The following is a 19,266-nucleotide window of genomic DNA, read 5'->3' as shown; positions in this document are numbered from 1 at the left end:
ACCCCCTTTTTTTCGTGCGCGCCCGCCCCCGCGGCTTGCCCCGGGGACGGGCGCTGTGCCATTCTCGGAATTGGGCGAGTGACCAATACGTTCGCCCAAGGCAATCGACCAAGAAGCGGGACGCACATGGCACCACGCGGCGAGGACGTCAAAGGCCGCCTGCTCCGGGCAGCGGCCGAACTCATCGGCGAACGCGGCTGGTCAGCGGTCAGCACCCGCACACTCGCCGACCGCGCGGGCGTGGGCCCCGGCCTGGTCCACTACCACTTCCCCTCCCTCCAGGCCCTGCTCACCCAGGCCGCCACCCAGGCCATCACCGCCATCGTCGAGGAGGCCGTCCACCTGCTGGGCCCCACCACCACACCCCACCAGGGACTCGCGCTGATCCTGCGCGAGCTGGACCGCTACCCCGGCGACGACCCCGCCTCCCACCTGGTCACCGAGACCTACCTGGCCGCCACCCGCGACCCCCACCTGCGCCAGGCCGTCACCGGCGTCCTGGACCTGATGCGCCGCCACCTGACCGACTGGCTCACCCACGCCGGCGTCCCCCAACCCCGCCAGACCGCCACCGTCCTGGCCGCGACCCTGGACGGCGTCCTGCTGCACCGCGCACTCACCCCGGACCTGACCTCCACCGAGATCGAACCCGTCCTGCGCCGCCTGCTCACCCACCACACCCCAGGAGCACACCCATGAGAGCGATCGTCTGCGGAGCCGGAATCGCCGGACTGGCCGCGGCCCACCGCCTGCACACCCACGGCTGGCAGGTCACCGTCCTCGAACAGGCGCCCGGCCCCCGCACCCAGGGCTACATGATCGACTTCTTCGGCCCCGGCTACCGGGCCGCCGAACTCATGGGCCTGCTGCCCCGCCTGCGCGAACTCGGCTACGACATCGACCACGCCACCTTCGTCGACCGCCACGGCACCCCCCGCGCCACGCTGGGCATCCAACAGTTCTCCCACCTGGGCGTGGTCTCCCTCATGCGCCCCGACCTCGAACGCGCCCTGCGCGAAACCCTGCCCCCCGACGTGCTGGTGCGCTACGACGCGGCCCTGGACCGCGTCCAAGACCACGGCGACACCGTCCAGGTCACCCTCGCAGACGGCCACACCCTGACCGGCGACCTGCTCGTGGGCGCCGACGGCATCCACTCCACCGTGCGCGACCGGGTCTTCGGCTCCGCGACCGACCACCTGCGCTACCTGGGCTTCCACACCGCCGCCTTCGTCTTCACCGACCCCGACATCCACGCCCGGACCGACGGCGGCTTCTACCTCACCGACACCACCGGCGCCCAGATGGGCCTGTACGGGCTGCGCGACGGCCGCGTGGCCGCCTTCACCGTGCACCGCAGCCCCACCCCCGACCGGCCCGCCGACCCGCGCGCCGAACTGCGCCGCACCCACGCCGACCTGGGCTGGCTGGTGCCCCGCGCCCTCCAGCACTGCCCCGACCCCGAACACGTCTACTACGACCAGGTCTCCCAGAGCGTGGTGCCCCACTGGAGCCGGGGACGCACCGTCCTGCTCGGCGACGCCTGCGGCGCGGTCTCCCTGCTCGCGGGCCAGGGCGCCTCCCTGGCGGTGGGCGGCGCGTTCGTCCTGGCCGAACACCTGGCCTCGGCCCCCACCGTCCAGGAAGGGCTGAGCCGCTACGAGCACCAGTGGCGCCCCGAGGTCCAACAGCGCCAGCGCGCCGCCCGCCGCACCGCCCGCTGGTTCCTGCCCCCCACCCGCGCCCAACTGCTCCTGCGCCGCCTGGCCCTGCGCCTGGCCGGCCTGCCCGGGGCGAGCCGCCTGCTGGCGGGGGCGCTCACCGGCAAGCCCACCCCCGCCGTACGCGAGCACACCCCCGTGACCGTCCGCGACTGAAACACCCCGCCTGGCACGCGTTCGCCCGTGTACACCCCGGCCTCCGACACGGCGACGGGCCCAACCCCCGGCCGGGGAGAACCGCGGCCCTGCCCGGAGCGACCGGCACAACCCGCCGCACGGACGACGAGGGCCGCGATCACACGAACGGCCGGGGCCGCCCCGGCACCGCCCTGTCCGAGAGGAACGTGAAGCCGTGCCGTACGGCCGCACCGGTCGGCCACGACCCCAGGGCCGACGACGGGGCCGCGCGACACGGCCCCGAACTCCGACCAGAGGGACCACGACAGTGAAGCCGAACGACCCCCGCTGCTCCCTGTGCGGGCGCCAGTACGACGCCGAGTTCATGACGGGACTGCCCTGCCGCGTGTTCAGCCCGGAGGACGTCGTGACCCCGGGATGTCCGGCCCAACAGCACATGATCGCGGACATGGAGGCCACCGCACCCCGAGCCACCACACCCGCGACCGGAGGATGCCTCATGCTCCTCCTGGCACCGCTGACCCTGCTGGCCCTCCCGCCGGGGTGAACCCCGGCGTTCCCGCACCCGGGAAGACAGCCCGCGCCCGCTCACCCGGGCTCGACCACCCAACGCTCCAGATCCACCCACCCCACGAACCCCGACGGCGACGCGCACAGCACCCGACCGCCCGGGTTCAACCGCCCCCCACGGGCGTACCGGCACGCCAACTCCCGCTCAGCGGCCCCGTCCCCGCCGTCCGCGGCCACCAGCAACCGCGCCACCTCATCGAACACACCGTCATCCTCAGCCTCCATGGCCTCCCAGGTGTCCCACAACAACACCTCCTCGCCCTGACGGTGCGCCAACTCCAACAGCACGTAGGAGCGCACGAACCCCGCACCCCGCCACGGCAGGTCCGGGTGCACCCCGTAGCGGTCGGCGTCCACCTCCCCCGCCCGGTGGGCCAGCCACACCTGCGCCGCGCTGGCGAAGGCCGCGCCCCGCGCGGCGGGCGCGCGCGGCAGGTCCAGGACATCCACCGGCCACGGACCCGCCGGGTCCAACTGGGTGTCCGCCCACACCCACCGACCACCGTCCCAGTACTCGCTCACCACGTGGTCGGTCCCCAACCCCTCGTGCAGGTAGGAGGCGAACCCCACCCGGGTGCGCGCCGCCACCCCCCGCTCCCGCAGCGCCGCCACCGTCACCAGCGCGAAGTCACGACAGCACCCCACCAGCGGCCGCGCCCTGGGCCGCGTCCACGGGCCCGGACAGCGGGCCTGGTCGGTGGCCAGCATCGCCTCCACCCACCGGTGGTCGATCTCGGCCAACCGCGCCCCGGTGAACACCTGACCGCCAGCGCGGTAGTGGGTCAACACCCCGCGCAGCACCCGGCCCAGCCCCGCCACGTCCCCCGGCAGACCCGCCAGCACCCCCGCGTGCCCGCCCGGGTCGCTGTAGGGGGTGTGCGCCGCCCACCGGTCCACCTCCACCGCGCTCATCCGCGTCCCGCCCCTCTCATCGGCCGCGCCACCAGCACGAACACCGCGTCCTGGTCCACCTCGTCCCAGGAGGCCCCATACACCTCACGCAGCGGCCCCGCCGCGTGCGCGCCGCGCTGGAGCATCCACCGCTCCACCGCCCGGTAGGCGCCCATGATCCGCGGATAGAAGCAGTCGCCGCGCCTGACCTCGCACACCGCGCGCACGTGGGCGGCCTCCACCCGGATCACCGTCTCCCCCTCGGGTTCGGCGTGCCCGGTGAAGGGCACCGCCACCTCGATCGGCGCGGACCCGTCCGGGGTCACCGCACCGTGGTAGATGACCCAGAACCCGGGACCGGGGCGCGCGCCCTGCCCCACCAGCAGGCGGCGCAGCGCCTGCGACCGCGCGTGCAGGGTCGCCACCAGGTTCTGCTGGTCGGTGCGGGCCCGCACCGCCGCCACCTTGACCGCCGCCACGTGTTCACCGCGCACCCGCCACACCGGCTCCGGGGCCCGCTCGGCCGCCCCGCCCCAGGACAGGCGCAGCTCGGCCAGGGCCGCGCGCCGCGAACGCAGCGCCTCCTCCTGGGCCCGCCACCACGCCTCGGCCCGCTCCAGGGCCTGCCCGCCGTCGTGGGCCATCACCTCGGCCACCACCGCCAGGGGCATGTCCATCTGACGCAGCAGACGGATGCGCCGGGCCCGCTCCACCTGGGCGGGAAGAGTAGACGCGGTGCCCGCCCGCCTCCACCCGGTGGGGCACCAGCAGAAGCGAGCGCTCGTACAACCGCAACGCCTTGGGGGAGAGCCCGCTCGCACGGGCGAACTCCCCCCGGGAAAGCCCCTCGCAGGGCTGTGGGGTGCTCATGGGATGCGAGTGTGGCCCCTGCCCCAAGGGCACCGTCAACACCCGGGCGCGGACCCACCCCACCACGCGGTGGGCGTCCTCCGCCCGGCGCCCACAACCAGGACATCTGCCACCCGGCCCGCCACACCGACCCGCGCCCGGCGAAGACCGTAGCCCCGAACGCGGTCGGCACGCGACCCCGGCGCGCCTACAACCCCTTGACCGCGTCCGCCAACGCCTCCACCTCGGCCTCGGTGTTGAAGTAGTGCACCGAGGCACGCACCGCCTCGTCCACCCCCACACCGGGCTCCCACACCTGGTTCCACAACCGCGACACGCTCACCCGCACCCCGGCCTCCCCCAGCGCCGCACGCACCCCCTCGGCCGCCACACCCTGCACCGCGAACGTCACGATCCCCGACCGCACCCTCCCCCGGTCCAGCACCCGCACCCCCTCCAGACGCCCCAACCGGTCCCGGGCCTGCTCGGCCAGCACCCCCACCCGCTCCCGGATCGACTCCAACCCCACCGCCAACGCGTAGTCCACGGCCACACCCAACCCGATCTGACCGGCCACGTTGCGCTCGAAACTCTCCAACCGGCGCGCGTCCTCACGCACCCGGTACCCCCGCCCCTCCCAATGCGCCGACGTCACGTCCACCACCGGCGGCTCCCCCAGGTCCGCCCCCGACCGCACGTACACGAACCCCGTCCCCCGAGGCCCGCGCAGGAACTTGCGCCCCGTCACCGCCAACACGTCACACCCCAGCCGCTCCACGTCCAGATCCCACTGGCCCGCCGACTGGCACGCGTCCAACACGAACAACACCCCGAACCTGCGGCACAGCGCCCCGATCCGCTCGGCCGGGTTGACCAGCCCGTTGTGCGTGGGCATGTGGTTGATCGCCACCACCCGCACCCCGCCCCGCGCCAACTCCCGCTCCAACGCCCCCACGTCCATCACCCCGTCGGCGTCGTCGGGCACCACCTGCACCCGCACACCCCGCTCACGGGCCGCCTTGACCATCCCCAACGCGTTACTGGGGTACTCACTGGCCGTGGTCAGCACCCGGTCCCCCTCGGCGAAGACCACCGACCCGAACGCCAACTCCCACGCCCGCGTCGCACTCTCGGTGAACGCGATCTCCTGGGGGCGCGCACCCACCAGCCGCGCCACGGCGGTGTAGAACCCCTCCACCCGCGCCTGCGCCAGCTCGGCCGCCGCGTAACCCCCCACCCGCGCCTCCAGGCGCAGGTGATCCACCACCGCCTCCACCACCACGTCCGGCGGCAACGACGACCCCGCGTTGTCCAGATGCGCCGCCTGCCCCACCCCGGAGGTGTCCGCCCGCACCGCAGCCACGTCCACGCCCATCCAACCCGCCCCTCCCACGCACCCCACACCGTCGCCGCCGAACCTACCCGGCCAACCCCCTCAACGCACCAGCCCGGCCCGGAAAGCGAACACCACCAGCTGCGCCCGGTCCCGCGCCCCGAGCTTGACCATCGCCCGGCTCACGTGCGTGCGCGCCGTCGCCGGGGAGACCACCAACCGGGCCGCGATCTCCTCGTTGCTCAACCCCTCACCCACCAGCCCCACCACCTCACGCTCCCGCTCGGTCAACACCTCCAACCGCGGCACCCGACCCCCGCCCGGCTCACGCGAGACGAACGCCGCCACCACCCGCCGCGTCACCGACGGCGACAACAACGCCTCGCCCCGCGCCGCCGCCCGCACCGCGGCCAACATCTCCTGCGGGTCGCTGTCCTTGATCAAGAACCCCGACGCCCCCGCACGCAACGCCTCGAACACGTACTCGTCCAGTTCGAACGTCGTCAACACCACCACCCGGGTGTGCGCCAGCGCCTCCTCGCCCGCGATCCGCCGCAGCGCCTCCAACCCGTCCACCACCGGCATCCGCACGTCCATCAACACCACATCCGGACGCAGCCGACGCACCAGCTCCACCGCCTGCCCACCATCACCGGCCTCACCCACCAACTCCAGGTCCGCCTCCCCCTCCAGCAGCACCCGCAACCCCATCCGCACCAGCGCCTGGTCATCGGCCACCACCACCCGCACGCTCACCGCTCACCCCCCAACGGCAGCGACGCCCCCACCACGAACCCGCCACCCTCACCAGAGCCCACCGTCACCGACCCGCCCACCGCACGCGCGCGCTCACGCATCCCCGCGATCCCCGACCCCTCACGCACCGGCCCCACCACACCCACTCCCTCATCAACCACCCACACCCGCACCTCCTGCTCCCCGTACACCACCCGCACCCGCGCCGACGCGCCCTCACCGCCATGGCGCACCACGTTCGTCAACGCCTCCTGCACGATCCGAAACGCCGCGTGGTCCACCGCCGCGGGCACCCGCACCGCCTCCCCCTCCCACACCACCTCCACCCGGCGACCCGCCCCGCGCAACTCCCCCACCAACGCCTCCACACGCCCCAACCCCGGCAACGGACCCCGACCCGCCACCTCGGCCCCGCCCCGAAACACCGCCAGCGTGCCCCGCAACTCCTCCAGGGCCGACCGGCTGCTGTCCCGGATCGCCGCCAGCGCCACCGACGCCTGCTCGGGCCGACGATCCACCACGTGCAGGGCCACCGACGCCTGCATGCTGATCACCGACAGGCTGTGCCCCACCAGATCGTGCACCTCCCGGGCGATACGCAACCGCTCCTCGTAGCGGTGCCGGTCCACCTCCTCCTGACGCTCGCGCCGACGCGCCTCACGCCGCGCACGCACGAACACCCCACCGCCCGCGGGAAAGGCCATCGCCCCCACCGCGAACACCACCCCCACCAGCGCACCCCCGTCAACCAGCCCCCACCAGGGCTCACGCACCCGCGAGAGCAACCCCACCGCCACCACCAACGGCGCCGTCCACGCCAAGAACACCCCCGCCCCCAACCGGATCGCGGCCGAGAACACCACCAACCCGGGCAACACCAGCACCGGCCCCACCGGGTGGCCCGCCCCCACGAACACCGCCGCACCCACAGCGGCCACCACCAACGCCGCCACCGGCCACACACGACGCACCGCCACCGCACACACCAACACCCCCACACCCACCCACACCGACCAGGGCACCACCACCGCACCCCAGTCCACGTCCCACCCCGGAGGAGGCCCACCCCGCCAGGGGCCGTGCCCACCCCCGCCGCGCCGCTGCCACACCACCTGGCCGCGCACGAACCCCACCGCCACCGCGCCCAGCACCACACCCAGCACCAGGTCCACGACCACCCGGCGCACCCGCCTGTCACCACTCACACCACGACCCTAGGCCGCCCGCCCCCGCCTGTCGTGGCACCACAGGCGTAGGCGCCCTACGCACCCGGACGCAGCACAGGTGCCGCCCCCGGGGGGACGACCGCGACCCCCCGCCCCGAGGACAGTGAACCCATGAACACCATCACCGCGGCGACCACCCTGGCCGCCCACCCCCACTGGGGGCAGGGACCACCCGCCTTCGTCCTTCCCGGAGCCCTGATGTTCCTTCTGCTCACCCTCGTCCTGCTCGGCGCACTGGCCTTCGCCCTGGCCCGACGCGGCCACCGCCCGCCCTGGGCGCCGCACCCCGCCCCACCCGAGGAGGAGGCCCGCCGCACCCTGGCCGACCGCTTCGCCCGCGGCGACCTGACCGTGGAGGAGTTCATGGAACGCGCCAGCGCCCTGAACTGGACCCCCGGCCACGACGACCGCCCCGGCCGCGGGTAACCCCGCACACCCGCCAGGCCCGGCCGCGCACCCCGCGCGGCCGGGCCCCCGCATGTGCTCCACGACCCACACCGATCCGGCCGGGGTACCCCCACCCATCAGCCACAATGGCCAACACACAACCCCGACCGCGAAGGCACGAGCACCACCATGCCCATCCCCAAGGCCGAACTCCACGTCCACATCGAAGGCACCCTGGAACCCGAACTGGCCTTCGCCCTGGCCCGCCGCAACGGCCTGACCCCGCCCCACCCCGACGTCGACTCCCTGCGCCGCGCCTACTCCTTCACCGACCTGCAGTCCTTCCTGGACCTGTACTACGCCCTCATGGACGTCCTGCGCACCGAAGCCGACTTCACCGACCTGGCCACCGCCTACCTCGACCGCGCCGCCGCCCAGGGCGTACGCCACGCCGAGATCTTCTTCGACCCCCAGGCCCACACCGGCCGCGGCATCAGCCTGGACACGGTCGTCAACGGCCTCATGGCCGCCCTGAACACCAGCGAACACACCCACAACATCAGCACCAGCCTGATCCTGTGCTTCCTGCGCGACCGCCCCGCCAACGAAGCCCTGGACACCCTCCACCAGGCCCGCCCCCACCTGGAACACATCAGCGCCGTCGGCCTGGACTCGGCCGAGGTCGGCCACCCGCCCGAGAAGTTCACCGAGGTCTTCGCCGCCGCCCGCGACCTGGGCCTGCGCCGCGTCGCCCACGCCGGGGAGGAGGGCCCCGCCTCCTACGTCTGGCAGGCCCTCAACCTCCTGGGCGCCGAACGCATCGACCACGGCATCCGCTGCCTGGAGGACCCTGGCCTGGTCGCCCACCTGGCCGCCACCCAGACCCCGCTGACCGTGTGCCCGCTCTCCAACGTGCGCCTGCGCGCCGTGCCCGATCTGGCCCAGCACCCCCTGCCCGCCCTGATGGAGGCCGGACTGCTGGTGACCGTCAACTCCGACGACCCCTCCTACTTCGGCGGCTACGTCCACGACAACTACCAGGCCCTGCACACCCACCTGGGCCTGGACGCCGAGCAGCTGCGCCAACTGGCCCGCAACTCCTTCACCGCCTCCTTCCTCACCCCCCAGCGCAAGGCCCAGCTCATCGCCGAGGTCGACGCCCACCCCCACCCCTGGTGAATACCGCGGCCCCGCCCCCGGACACCCGGGGACGGGGCCACCCACCGGCCCGCCTCCACCGGCGCCCGGACCCGCACGCAGCCGCTGCCGCGAGTGACCGCCTCCGGCCCAGTGGAGGCGACCGCCCGCGCCGCCGCCTCACCCCGCCCAGGTCAACCGCTGACCGTGCTCACCGGCGAAGGCCACCACACGCCCGTCCAACGCCAACGCGAAATCGGTGCCCACCTCCGGACGCGGACCCTCCAACGCGGGCAGCACCGCCGCACCCTCGTTCGACACCCAGTGCCCCTCCAACCCCCGCACGACCTCCACGAACGCGTCCCGCGACGCCTCGTCCAGGTAGGCCAGCACCGCGCTGTGCATCACCACCAACCGCGCCCCCGCCGGCACCCGCGCCGCCACCGCCTCCAACTCCCGCACCAGGTCACCGGCCACCAACACCGGAGGCTCGGCCGCCACCACCCGCGCCGCCGCCCGCAACCGCTCCCGCCGCTCGGCCTCATACGGCCCCGGCCAGATCAGCGCCTCCAGCCACCGCACGTCCTCCTCGCGGCGCACGTCCAACGGGTTCAGGTCGATCCCCGCCCGCCACACCACCCTCGGCATCCGCTCGGGCACCGGAACCGGCCCCGAGGTCGCACACTCCAACAGCACCGCACCGCGGGCCGCACCGATCGGCGCCCCGCCGTCGAAGGAGTAGCGGTACCGGTCCGGGTACAGGCACAACCCCGCCGACGCCCCCACCTCCACCAGCGCCAACGGCCCCTCCAGACCGGCCAGCACAGGAAGCAGGGTGGCGCACCGGCGCACCTCGTTGGTCTGGGTGTAGCGCTCCAGCACCACCGCCCGCACCTGCTCCCAGTGCTCCAGGAGCCAGGCCCGAAAATCCGTCCACTCCCCCACCGGCCCGCCCAGGAACCGCACCGCCCCCAGCAACAGGTTGGGCTGGCGCTTGTTGCCCGCGGGCAGGGAGGCGACCAGCTCCAGCACCCGCTCGTCCCCGGCCAGGGCCCGGGCGATACGCGCGTACGCCGGAGCCGCGCCCTGGGCGTAGCTCTGCGCGAAACCCCGGTACTGCCTCACGATGCTGTCCACGGACGCGTCCACGGCGGCGACATGCTCCACGGCCGCACACTCCTTCACCTCGGGGGAACCAGGTGCGGTGTTCCTACCCCGCCCCCGCACCCGCCGCCCCGTGACCGCGCTCACCCCGGAGCCGCAGACAGCCCCTCACACCCGCCCCGCCCTTCCTGCCACCACCGGGAACCAACCAGCCCCACCAGCCGTTCCACCCAGCGAGACCAAGGACACGAACAGATCACGAGAACTCTCACCCGCGCAGGCCAATCCCAGGCTGGTGACGACCACACCACACGAACGGACACCCGTGAGGATCTCCCACCGAGGCAAGCTCAGCCGCACCACCCACCCCAGCGCCACCCCCCTGCCACCCCTGGTGGAGTTCCACGACGTGTCCCTCACCCACGACCGCACCCGCCACCTGGACCACCTCGACCTGACCCTGCACCCCGGCGAACACGTGGCCCTGGTGGGCCTGACCCCCGAGGCCACCACCGCCCTGACCCGCCTGCTCACCGGCCAGACCACCCCCACCCACGGACGCCTGGCCACCCACACCCGCGCCCACATCCTCACCCCCCGCCCCACCCTGGCCCACACCATCACCGGCCAGAGCACCCCCGAAGCCGACGACCCCCACCTGGCCCACGCCCTGACCCACACCCGCCTGGAAGCACACCGCCTGCACACACCCCTGGACGCCCTACCCCCCGCCCTGCTCCCCCGCGTCCACCAGGCCCGCGCCCTCTACGCCCAACGCACCAACACCCGCCTGCTCGTGCTCACCGACCCGCCCGCCCACGACCACGCCCACCCGCCCGCCACCCCCGACACCGGCCTGCTCACCCTCACCCGCCAACCCACCCTGGCCCGCACCGCCGACCGCATCCTGCTCCTGTACAAGGGACGCGTCACCGAAACCGGCACCCACCACCAACTCCTGGTCCGCGGCGGCGCCTACGCACGCCTCTACGCCCTCACCGGCACCCACCGCACCACCGGCCACGCCCTAGGATGAGCACGTGGCACCCATCGTCAAGGAACTCACCGTCGGCCAGGTCGCCGAACGCGCCGGAGTCGCCGTCTCAGCCCTGCACTTCTACGAACGCCAGGGCCTGATCCACAGCCGCCGCACCGCCGGCAACCAGCGCCGCTACCGCCGCGACACCCTGCGCCGGGTCTCCTTCATCCGCATCTCCCAACGCGTGGGCATGCCCCTGGCACGCATCCGCCAGGCCCTGGACACCCTGCCCGACAACCGCACCCCCACCCGTGACGACTGGGCCCGCCTGTCCCAGCAGTGGCGCACCGAACTCGACGCCCGCATAAGCCAACTCATCCGCCTGCGCGACGACCTGACCAACTGCATCGGCTGCGGCTGCCTGTCCCTGGACACCTGCACCCTGTCCAACCCCGACGACACCCTGGCCTCCGCCGGACCCGGCCCGCGCCGCCTGATGGTCAACGCCCTGGCGCGCGAAACAGGCTGAACACACGACACAGGCGGCGAACACCCCGTGTCCGCCGCCTGCCGTACCGCCCCTACACCCCGGCGGCCTCGTCGCGTCCGCGCCGCGCCAACGCGTCAGCGCGCTCGTTGCCCTCGTCCCCGCTGTGCCCGCGCACCCAGCGCCACTCCACCTCATAGCGCGAGGCGACCTCGTCCAGGCGCTGCCACAGGTCCACGTTCTTGACCGGCTTCTTGTCGGCCGTGCGCCAGCCCCGCCGCTTCCACCCGTGCAGCCACGAGGTGATCCCGTTGCGCACGTAGGAGGAGTCGGTGTGCACCAGCACCGGCAGCGGCTGGCGCAGGCTCTCCAGCGCCCGGATCGCCGCCATCAGCTCCATCCGGTTGTTGGTGGTCTGCGCCTCGCCCCCGTACAGCTCCTTCTCGTGGCCGCCGTAGCGCAGCCACACCCCCCACCCGCCCGGACCGGGGTTGCCGCTGCACGCCCCGTCGGTGTAGATGACCACCCGCTGCGTCGGCTCCTGGCCGACCTCGTCCCCGTTACGCATGCCGGGCAATCTACCGCCCCCCACGGTCACGAAAAGGCCACAACCCCCGCCAACGGGGCCATAAAAGGAGCCAATCACCCCCAATGGAGCCCCCACACCCGCCACTTCGGCCCGCCAACCCAGCCAAAGGACCCCCCACGGCCACCCCAACCAACCACCCCGCCCCACAAAAAAGGGGGCGTTCCGCACCCGGAACACCCCCGCACACAGCCCCGCTCAGCCAGCCAGCTCCCGCGCCAGCTCCTCGGCCCGCTCCTCACGACGCGCGAACACGTCGTTGGCCATCTCGTTCATCTTCTTCAGCACCCGCTTGCGCTCACGCACACTCAACCGGTCCACGTACAACCGCCCCAACGTGTGATCGGTCTCGTGCTGCAAACACCGGGCGAAGTACCCGCTACCGCTGACGACCACGGGATTGCCGTCCCGGTCCACTCCCCGCACCGTGGCGTGCTCGGCCCGCCCCAGATCCGCGTGCGGCCCCGGAACCGACAAACACCCCTCCGACTCCACCACCACCGCGTCATCGGGGTCACGCTCGTCCAACACCGGGTTGACCACATGCCCCACATGACGCACACCGTCATCATCAGGGCAGTCATAGACGAACACCCGCAGGTCCACACCCACCTGGCTGCCCGCCAACCCCACACCCTCGGCCGCGTACATCGTCACGAACATGTCGTCGATGAGCCCGGCCAACTCCGCCGAACCCCACATCCGCGGCGCCACATCCACACCACGCCGGTGCAGCACCTCCTCACCCGTCACGGTGATCCGCCGCACCCGGCCGCGCGCCGCCTCCGGAGCCCACGCGGGAAAATCCGCGACCTCCCGGCCCTGAACGACGACGCCAACCCCGCCATGCTCCGACATGGTCCTACTCTCACCACACTTCAACGAAACCAGGAGTTGCCCTGGATCAGACACCGCGCCAGGTAGTCGCGCAACGACACCACCACCAGGCGTCGCCGGTCACTCTCATGGTCCCACACCACGATCCCCGGACCGTAGTCGGTGTGCACGTAGGCGAACTGCGGCCCCATGTCGGAATCACCGAAGAAGATCATCTCGTCGAAGGGCGCGTACAGCTCCAGATAGTCCGGCTCCTGGCGCATCGCCAGGTTGTCCTCCACCAAACGCCGCGCACTCCACACCACCGCGTCCCCGTACTCGTTGGTCACCCCGTCGGTCTCACGCAGCAACGAGGCCAGCTCGAAGGGCAGGGGCAGCATCAGGTGCTTCTCCACCTCGGCCAGGGTCACCTCATCGGCCGGATCGCTCAGATCGGCCTCGGGATACATCTCCAGGATCAGTTCACGCCACACACTCCTGATCATCACAGGTCGTGGCAACCCACGGGAAATCGTCGGCGGCGAGTTGCGCCAAAAACCCGAACCCGCACCCGCCGCACCACCCCAAACCCCGAACACGCCACCCATATCACGATGCGTGCACAACCGATCACTATCCCACACAATGACCCCATGGCTTCCACCGCACGCATGCTCGCCACCACCGCGCTCGCCGCCGCCCTGACCACCCTGGGCGCACCCGCCCACGCCACCACCGCGACCACCACCGCCTACCCCGGCCACACCACCAGCCGCTACGTCCCCCTCACCGACGCCACCTCCACCCAGGCCCACGAGGCCGGATGCACCGAAGGACGCACCGGCGCCACAGGCCCGCGCATCCTCTTCTTCGGCACACAAGAAAAGAACGACACCCTCCGAGAACCCGGCAGGGCGGGAAACTCCACCACACCCCGCTCCGCCTACAGCAAGGCCGCCGCCTACGCCCACCACTGGGCCCAGGGCTTCACCGAGTGCCGCACCGACCAGGCCACCGCCCACCTGGCCCTGGGCGTCAACAACAAGGACGACGGCGGCGTCACCGGCACCCACGCCGGACAGCGCTGGGCCGACCTGGTCACCACCGTCAAGGACGCCTCCACCACCGAGGCCGTCACCATCACCGCCGCCCTGGACGCCGAACCCTCCTGGTCCACCCCCGCCTGGGCCCGCGACTGGCTCGCCGCCTACACCCAGGCCACCACCACACCGCTCTACGCCGCCAACTCCGCCGACTCCTGCCCCACCACCGGCTCGGGAAACTGCGCCAACGGCTGGCGCCTGGCCGACGTCCACCACATGGCCGGCGGAGGCAACCCCCGCGTCCACGTCATCCCCCAGATCTACCGCACCGACGGTATCCAGGCCGACCAGTGGGCCAACATCAGCCGCTGGGGCCACACCAACGCCAACGACCCCCTGCGCTTCGCCGGAGCCATGTCCCAGTACACCGCCTGCCAACAGCGCACCTGCAACAACACCGACAACACCCCCCAGCAGTCCTGGGACCAACTCAAGAAGGCCCTGGACGCCCACAGCAGCACCCGCGTCAGCGACCTGGGCCCCGCCACCGACATGCGCTGGCCCTGACCCGCCCCCACACCCGCCAGGAGGGCCCCCGCGCACCGCGGAGGCCCTCCCTCACGTGCGCTCCCACCCCACGCCACCACACCCGACAGGGGAGCCCTCACCACCGCACCCACACCCGCGAACAGGACACAATAGACACCAGCACACGCACACGCAGGAACGGAAGAGACCACCCATGGCCACCGCACCCCACCACCGCGCAGGCCGCCTCACCACCCTGGCCTACCTCTTCCTCCTGCTCTCCCAGAACATCGCCGCCCTCCTCCTGCTCCCCCTCGTCCTGCTCTCGGCCGTACTCACCCTCACCTGGGTCGGCCTCCCCTTCGTCATCCTCACCGCCCTCCTCCTGCGCACCCTCGCCGACAGCCAACGCCGCACCCTCAGCCACCTACTCATCAAAAACAGCAAACCCCCCCGAGGCCGCACCACCACCCCAGGCCTCCCCACCCCCACCACCCGCCCCCTACACCGCCCCATCGTCTCCGCCTACCGCCCCATCCCCCCCACCGGAATCACCCGCCGCGGCACCGCCATCATCACCGACCCCGCCACCTGGAGAGACCTGCTCTGGCTCATCTCCGGAGCCGCCAGCTTCCTCCTCGTCGCCATCCCCCTCACCCTCATCGCCCACGGCATCGAACAACTCCTCTTCGCCCTCAACCTCACCGGCCCCACCCTCTACGACACCTACACCCCCACCACCACCCTCAACCAACTCATCATCCTCATCCCCGCCCTGGCCCTCATCACCCTGGGCTGGCTCCTCATCCCCCTGGCCGCCGACACCTACCTACGCTTCAACCGCCTCCTCCTCTCCCCCTCGGAAAAATCCCGACTCACCGCCCGCGTCGCCCACCTGGCCACCAGCCGCGCCCACACCATCGACACCCAGGCCTCCGAGATCCGCCGCATCGAACGCGACCTCCACGACGGCGCCCAAGCCCGCCTCGTCGCCCTGGGCATGAACCTCGGCATGGCCGAACAAATCGTCGACAAAGACCCCGAAACCGCCCGCGCCATGCTCACCGAAGCCCGCGAAACCACCCGCCACGCCCTCACCGAACTCCGCGACCTCGTCCGCGGCATCCACCCACCCGTCCTCGTCGAACGCGGCCTCGACGGCGCCGTCCACGCCCTCGCCCTCACCCACCACCTGCCCATCACCGTCACCATCGACCTCCGCGGCCGCCCCGCCGACCCCGTGGAGTCCGCCGCCTACTTCGCCATCGCCGAACTCCTCACCAACACCGCCAAACACGCCCACGCCACCCACGCCTGGATCCACATCAACCACGGCCGCAACCGCCTGGTCATCACCGTCACCGACAACGGCACCGGCGGCGCGGACCCCGCCCCCGGCAGCGGCCTGGCCGGCATCCGCAGACGCCTGGACGCCTTTGATGGCACGATGAACATCACCAGCCCACCGGGCGGCCCCACCATCGTGACCCTGGAGATCCCGTGCGTGTTGTCATCGCCGAAGACCTTGCCCTCCTCAGAGACGGCCTGATCCGACTCCTCCAGGCACACGACTTCACCGTCGTCGCCGCCGTCGACAACGGCCCCGACCTGCACACCGCCCTCACCGAACACAAACCCGACGTCGCCGTCGTCGACGTCCGCCTACCCCCCACCTTCACCGACGAAGGCCTCCAGGCCGCCATCGCCGCCCGCACCCAGATCCCCGGCCTGCCCATCCTCGTGCTCTCCCAGCACGTCGAACAGCTCTACGCCCGCGAACTGCTCTCCGACGACACCGGCGGCGTCGGCTACCTCCTCAAGGACCGCGTCTTCGACATCGGCCAGTTCATCGAAGCCGTCCGCCGCGTCGCCGACGGCGGCACCGCCATGGACCCCGCCGTCATCTCCCAACTCCTCGCCCGCCAGGACCAGAGCGGCCCCCTCGCCCAACTCACCCCCCGCGAACGCGAAGTCCTGTCCGAAATGGCCGAAGGACGCTCCAACTCCGCCATCGCCGCACGCCTCTACATCACCGAAAAAGCCGTCAGCAAGCACATCAACAACATCTTCACCAAACTCGACCTGCCGCCCTCCTCCGACGACAGCCGCCGCGTCCTGGCCGTCCTGGCCTTCCTCAACGGCCAGTAACCACCCCGCCCACACCGGTTCGGCGCCCAACACCCACCCGGCCGGACCACACCTGGGCACCCACAGCACCCAACACCGGGCACCGCCCCAACAGCACGGCGCCCACCGCACCCGCCCCCGGCCCAAACGCTCCACGGACACACCGGCGCGACCGCACTCACCGCCATACACACACCAAAGGCCGCGGCCCAGACCACCCGGCCCGGACCGCGGCCACCGACACCGCCGCCTACAACCCCCTACTGCTGCTCACGACGCACCCGGTACAACCCGTCGATCTCCTCCGCGAAGGCCCGCAACACGGCCTCACGCCGCAACTCCCCCGACGCGTGCACCAACCCCGACTGCACCGTGAACTCCTCCGCCAACACATGAAACGACCGCACCGCCAAATGGCGAGGCACACTCCGATTGGCCTCGTACACCAACCCCTGCACCTCACGCAGCAGCTCACGGTCCCCCGCGATCTCCTCCGGCGCCATCGCCAACGGCCGACCGTTCACCAACCGCCAGTACTCCAACTGGTCACGCACCAACGTCACCAACGCACTCGCGAACGGCCGCCCCTCCACGATCACCAACACCTGGCTGATCAACGGATGAGCACGCAACCGCGCCTCGAACTCCGCCACCAGCTCCGCGTCCCCCCGCTCCACACGCTGGTCCTGCGACTCCACCCCGGCGGGCTCCCCGCCCCCAGCCGGATCCACCGCGGCGAACGCCGCCGTCACCGCCAGCATCTCCCCCGAACCCTCACCCGAGGCCGCACCGGGCTCCTGCTCCACCGAAGCCTCCAACGCGCGGCCCTCCAACGCGCGCGCATCCCGCCGACGCACACCCTCCTCGGAGTCACGCCGCCGCTCCTGCACCGGACGACCCTCCAGCGCACGCCCCTCAGGCTCCTGCAGCACACGGCCCTCCAACGCGGGCGCCTCATCCGCCCCGCGCGCCACGAACCGCCCCGCCAACTCCTCCGTCGCCGCCTGCACCCGCAACCGGCCCGCCACACTCACGACCCCGTCCGCGTCCACCTCACCCGCGTACCCCGTCGCCAACCACCCCTCACGAAACGCACTCCGCGAGGCCTCACCCTCACCCCAGTACCCCGAGAACACCGCACCGCCGCGCACATGGATCTCGCCCTCACGCGACACCCACACCTCACGACCCTCCAGGGCACGCCCCACCGTCCCCGGGACCCGGTCCCCCACAGCACCGGCCGTGAACACACCCGCCGCCTCGGCCGTACCGAAGGCCTGGACCACCGGAATCCCCACACCACCGAAGAAGGAGTCCAACCGGTCCGACAGCCCACCACCCCAGCACACCGCCAGATGCACCCGGCCACCGAACAACTCCCGCACCCGCGAGAACTGCCAGTCATACATCGACCGCGACAACCGCTGCCACGCACTCCTGCGCGGCGACCGGTCGAACTGCACCGCCGACTCCACCGCCGCGTTGAACGTGCCCAACGAGTCCCACCCCGTCGAACGCGCACTCCCCCGCTCCACATCGAAGACGTCCTGCAACACCCGGGCCGAACACACCAGCACCGTCGGCTTGAACGCCTCCACCTGCCGCATCAACCCCGTGGGCCCCGCCAACCCCACACGCACACGCCCCACCATGCACGCCACCAACGAAGCCAACCCCGAGATCTGCGACAACGGCAGATCCAACAACGTGCTCGCCCGACCCTCAGGCAACTCCGACAACCGCGGCCACATCCGGTCCACCACATCCGCCGCAGCCGACAACAACGCCCCGTGCGACAACACCACACCCCGCGTCAACCGCGACACCGTGCTCACCGGATACAGCACCACCGCCACATCCTCGGCCACCGCCCCGTCCCGACGAAACCGCACCGACGACGCGTCCATGTACGCACCCAGCGACACCACACCCGCCAGACCCGCGTCCATCCGCCACACCCGACCCAGGTCCGGCAACTCACGCTGCAAACCCGACACCGTGCGCAACAACCGCTCACCCTGCACCACCGCAGCCGCCGGACGCGTCTGCCGCACCACATGCGCCAAACGCTCCGCCGACACCGACTCCGGCAACGGCACCAACACCGCACGCACCGACCACACGGCGAACGCCAACCGCACCCAGTCCTGATGCGACCCCGACACCACCACGATCCGGTCGCCCTCACCCACACCGGCCGCCACCAAACCCTTGGCGACCGCCGTCACCTCCGTGGCGAACCCACCGGCCTTCACCCGCTCCCACCGGCCGCGCTCACCGCGCACGGAGAACACCTCCGCATGGGCCTCCTCCGTGGCCACCCCGTACACCAGGTCGCTCAGCCCGGAAAGACCCCGGGCCCACATACCAGGAGTGACACTCGGACCGCCCATACCCACTCATCCTCTTGCCGCGTCGGAAGACAGGCCAGACAGGCCCACCTCAATCGGGGGATTGCGACCTACTGTGCCCATTTCCCCACCACACGGCAACCCGGAACGCAGACCCGCAACGCCCCAGCACACACCACGGCCACAACCCACCCGACACGGCACCCCCGGGGCCCCGGCACACCCCACCCACAGCAC

Annotated in this window: 20 protein-coding genes and 1 pseudogene; 10 read left to right on the top strand and 11 right to left on the bottom strand. The window is 72.0% G+C overall.

Annotation, left to right across the window (positions count from 1 at the left end; genetic code table 11):
* Positions 1 to 126: 126 nt before the first annotated feature.
* From EV372_RS24820 to EV372_RS24810, 3 genes are all read left to right on the top strand, one after another.
* A complete protein-coding gene (locus EV372_RS24820; RefSeq protein WP_130398004.1) occupies positions 127 to 699 on the top strand; it encodes a TetR/AcrR family transcriptional regulator in 573 nt (190 codons plus the stop codon).
* Positions 696 to 1,877, top strand: coding sequence for an FAD-dependent oxidoreductase (locus tag EV372_RS24815; protein WP_130398003.1), 1,182 nt, complete (start codon positions 696 to 698; stop codon positions 1,875 to 1,877). The genes EV372_RS24820 and EV372_RS24815 overlap by 4 nt, the downstream gene beginning before the upstream one ends.
* Positions 1,878 to 2,166: 289 nt before the next feature.
* Positions 2,167 to 2,406 carry a hypothetical protein gene (locus EV372_RS24810; protein ID WP_130398002.1) on the top strand — a complete coding sequence of 80 codons (240 nt, stop codon included), beginning with the start codon at positions 2,167 to 2,169 and terminating at the stop codon, positions 2,404 to 2,406.
* Positions 2,407 to 2,447: 41 nt separating this feature from the next.
* On the opposite strand, the gene EV372_RS24805 is transcribed toward EV372_RS24810, so the two are convergent.
* From EV372_RS24805 to EV372_RS24785, 6 genes and pseudogenes are all read right to left on the bottom strand, one after another.
* Positions 2,448 to 3,341 carry a transglutaminase-like domain-containing protein gene (locus tag EV372_RS24805; protein WP_130398001.1) on the bottom strand — a complete coding sequence of 298 codons (894 nt, stop codon included), beginning with the start codon at positions 3,339 to 3,341 and terminating at the stop codon, positions 2,448 to 2,450.
* A complete protein-coding gene (locus tag EV372_RS24800; protein ID WP_486484405.1) occupies positions 3,338 to 3,997 on the bottom strand; it encodes a GyrI-like domain-containing protein in 660 nt (219 codons plus the stop codon). Before EV372_RS24800 ends, EV372_RS24805 begins: the two co-directional genes overlap by 4 nt.
* 97 nt (positions 3,998 to 4,094) lie before the next feature.
* Positions 4,095 to 4,190: pseudogene (locus EV372_RS29570) on the bottom strand (MerR family transcriptional regulator); the annotation flags it as partial.
* A gap of 187 nt (positions 4,191 to 4,377) precedes the next feature.
* The gene (locus EV372_RS24795) at positions 4,378 to 5,544 is read right to left on the bottom strand and encodes an aminotransferase class V-fold PLP-dependent enzyme (RefSeq protein WP_130398000.1); all 1,167 of its coding nucleotides are present in this window, start codon (positions 5,542 to 5,544) and stop codon (positions 4,378 to 4,380) included.
* Positions 5,545 to 5,604: 60 nt separating this feature from the next.
* Positions 5,605 to 6,258, bottom strand: coding sequence for a response regulator (locus tag EV372_RS24790; protein ID WP_013153006.1), 654 nt, complete (start codon positions 6,256 to 6,258; stop codon positions 5,605 to 5,607).
* Entirely contained in the window at positions 6,255 to 7,445 is a 1,191-nt protein-coding gene (locus EV372_RS24785) for a histidine kinase (protein WP_130399104.1), read from the bottom strand. The genes EV372_RS24790 and EV372_RS24785 overlap by 4 nt, the downstream gene beginning before the upstream one ends.
* Positions 7,446 to 7,595: 150 nt before the next feature.
* On the opposite strand from EV372_RS24785, the gene EV372_RS24780 reads away from it, so the two are divergent.
* Positions 7,596 to 7,910, top strand: a complete 315-nt coding sequence (locus tag EV372_RS24780; RefSeq protein WP_130397999.1) for an SHOCT domain-containing protein — start codon at positions 7,596 to 7,598, stop codon at positions 7,908 to 7,910.
* 150 nt (positions 7,911 to 8,060) lie between these two features.
* Complete coding sequence (locus tag EV372_RS24775; protein ID WP_130397998.1) at positions 8,061 to 9,050, top strand: adenosine deaminase; 990 nt, start codon at positions 8,061 to 8,063, stop codon at positions 9,048 to 9,050.
* A 138-nt stretch (positions 9,051 to 9,188) separates the two neighbouring features.
* On the opposite strand, the gene EV372_RS24770 is transcribed toward EV372_RS24775, so the two are convergent.
* Positions 9,189 to 10,175, bottom strand: a complete 987-nt coding sequence (locus EV372_RS24770; RefSeq protein WP_130397997.1) for a DUF2332 domain-containing protein — start codon at positions 10,173 to 10,175, stop codon at positions 9,189 to 9,191.
* Between the two features lie 262 nt (positions 10,176 to 10,437).
* On the opposite strand from EV372_RS24770, the gene EV372_RS24765 reads away from it, so the two are divergent.
* Positions 10,438 to 11,148, top strand: coding sequence for an ABC transporter ATP-binding protein (locus EV372_RS24765; RefSeq protein WP_130397996.1), 711 nt, complete (start codon positions 10,438 to 10,440; stop codon positions 11,146 to 11,148).
* A gap of 4 nt (positions 11,149 to 11,152) precedes the next feature.
* Positions 11,153 to 11,620: a redox-sensitive transcriptional activator SoxR gene (soxR, locus tag EV372_RS24760; RefSeq protein WP_130397995.1), complete on the top strand. Its 468-nt coding sequence runs from the start codon at positions 11,153 to 11,155 to the stop codon at positions 11,618 to 11,620.
* Positions 11,621 to 11,672: 52 nt separating this feature from the next.
* Here soxR and rnhA read toward each other — a convergent pair whose 3' ends face one another.
* The 3 genes from rnhA to EV372_RS24745 form a co-directional block, all read right to left on the bottom strand.
* Positions 11,673 to 12,146, bottom strand: a complete 474-nt coding sequence (rnhA, locus tag EV372_RS24755) for a ribonuclease HI (RefSeq protein WP_019607377.1) — start codon at positions 12,144 to 12,146, stop codon at positions 11,673 to 11,675.
* A 216-nt stretch (positions 12,147 to 12,362) separates the two neighbouring features.
* Complete coding sequence (gene def, locus EV372_RS24750; protein WP_130397994.1) at positions 12,363 to 13,022, bottom strand: peptide deformylase; 660 nt, start codon at positions 13,020 to 13,022, stop codon at positions 12,363 to 12,365.
* Between the two features lie 20 nt (positions 13,023 to 13,042).
* Entirely contained in the window at positions 13,043 to 13,486 is a 444-nt protein-coding gene (locus tag EV372_RS24745) for an SMI1/KNR4 family protein (RefSeq protein WP_130397993.1), read from the bottom strand.
* Positions 13,487 to 13,651: 165 nt separating this feature from the next.
* On the opposite strand from EV372_RS24745, the gene EV372_RS24740 reads away from it, so the two are divergent.
* From EV372_RS24740 to EV372_RS24730, 3 genes are all read left to right on the top strand, one after another.
* Positions 13,652 to 14,590, top strand: coding sequence for a hypothetical protein (locus tag EV372_RS24740; protein ID WP_130399103.1), 939 nt, complete (start codon positions 13,652 to 13,654; stop codon positions 14,588 to 14,590).
* Positions 14,591 to 14,765: 175 nt separating this feature from the next.
* Entirely contained in the window at positions 14,766 to 16,100 is a 1,335-nt protein-coding gene (locus EV372_RS24735; protein WP_130397992.1) for a sensor histidine kinase, read from the top strand.
* Entirely contained in the window at positions 16,052 to 16,699 is a 648-nt protein-coding gene (locus EV372_RS24730) for a LuxR C-terminal-related transcriptional regulator (RefSeq protein WP_013152994.1), read from the top strand. Before EV372_RS24735 ends, EV372_RS24730 begins: the two co-directional genes overlap by 49 nt.
* Positions 16,700 to 16,938: 239 nt before the next feature.
* Here EV372_RS24730 and EV372_RS24725 read toward each other — a convergent pair whose 3' ends face one another.
* Positions 16,939 to 19,044 carry an AMP-binding protein gene (locus EV372_RS24725; RefSeq protein WP_130399102.1) on the bottom strand — a complete coding sequence of 702 codons (2,106 nt, stop codon included), beginning with the start codon at positions 19,042 to 19,044 and terminating at the stop codon, positions 16,939 to 16,941.
* Positions 19,045 to 19,266 lie beyond the last annotated feature (222 nt).

This window comes from Nocardiopsis sp. CNZ308 (assembly GCF_004217075.1).
Note: the sequence above shows the minus strand (reverse complement) of the source record. Positions and strands in the feature narration are given on the sequence as shown.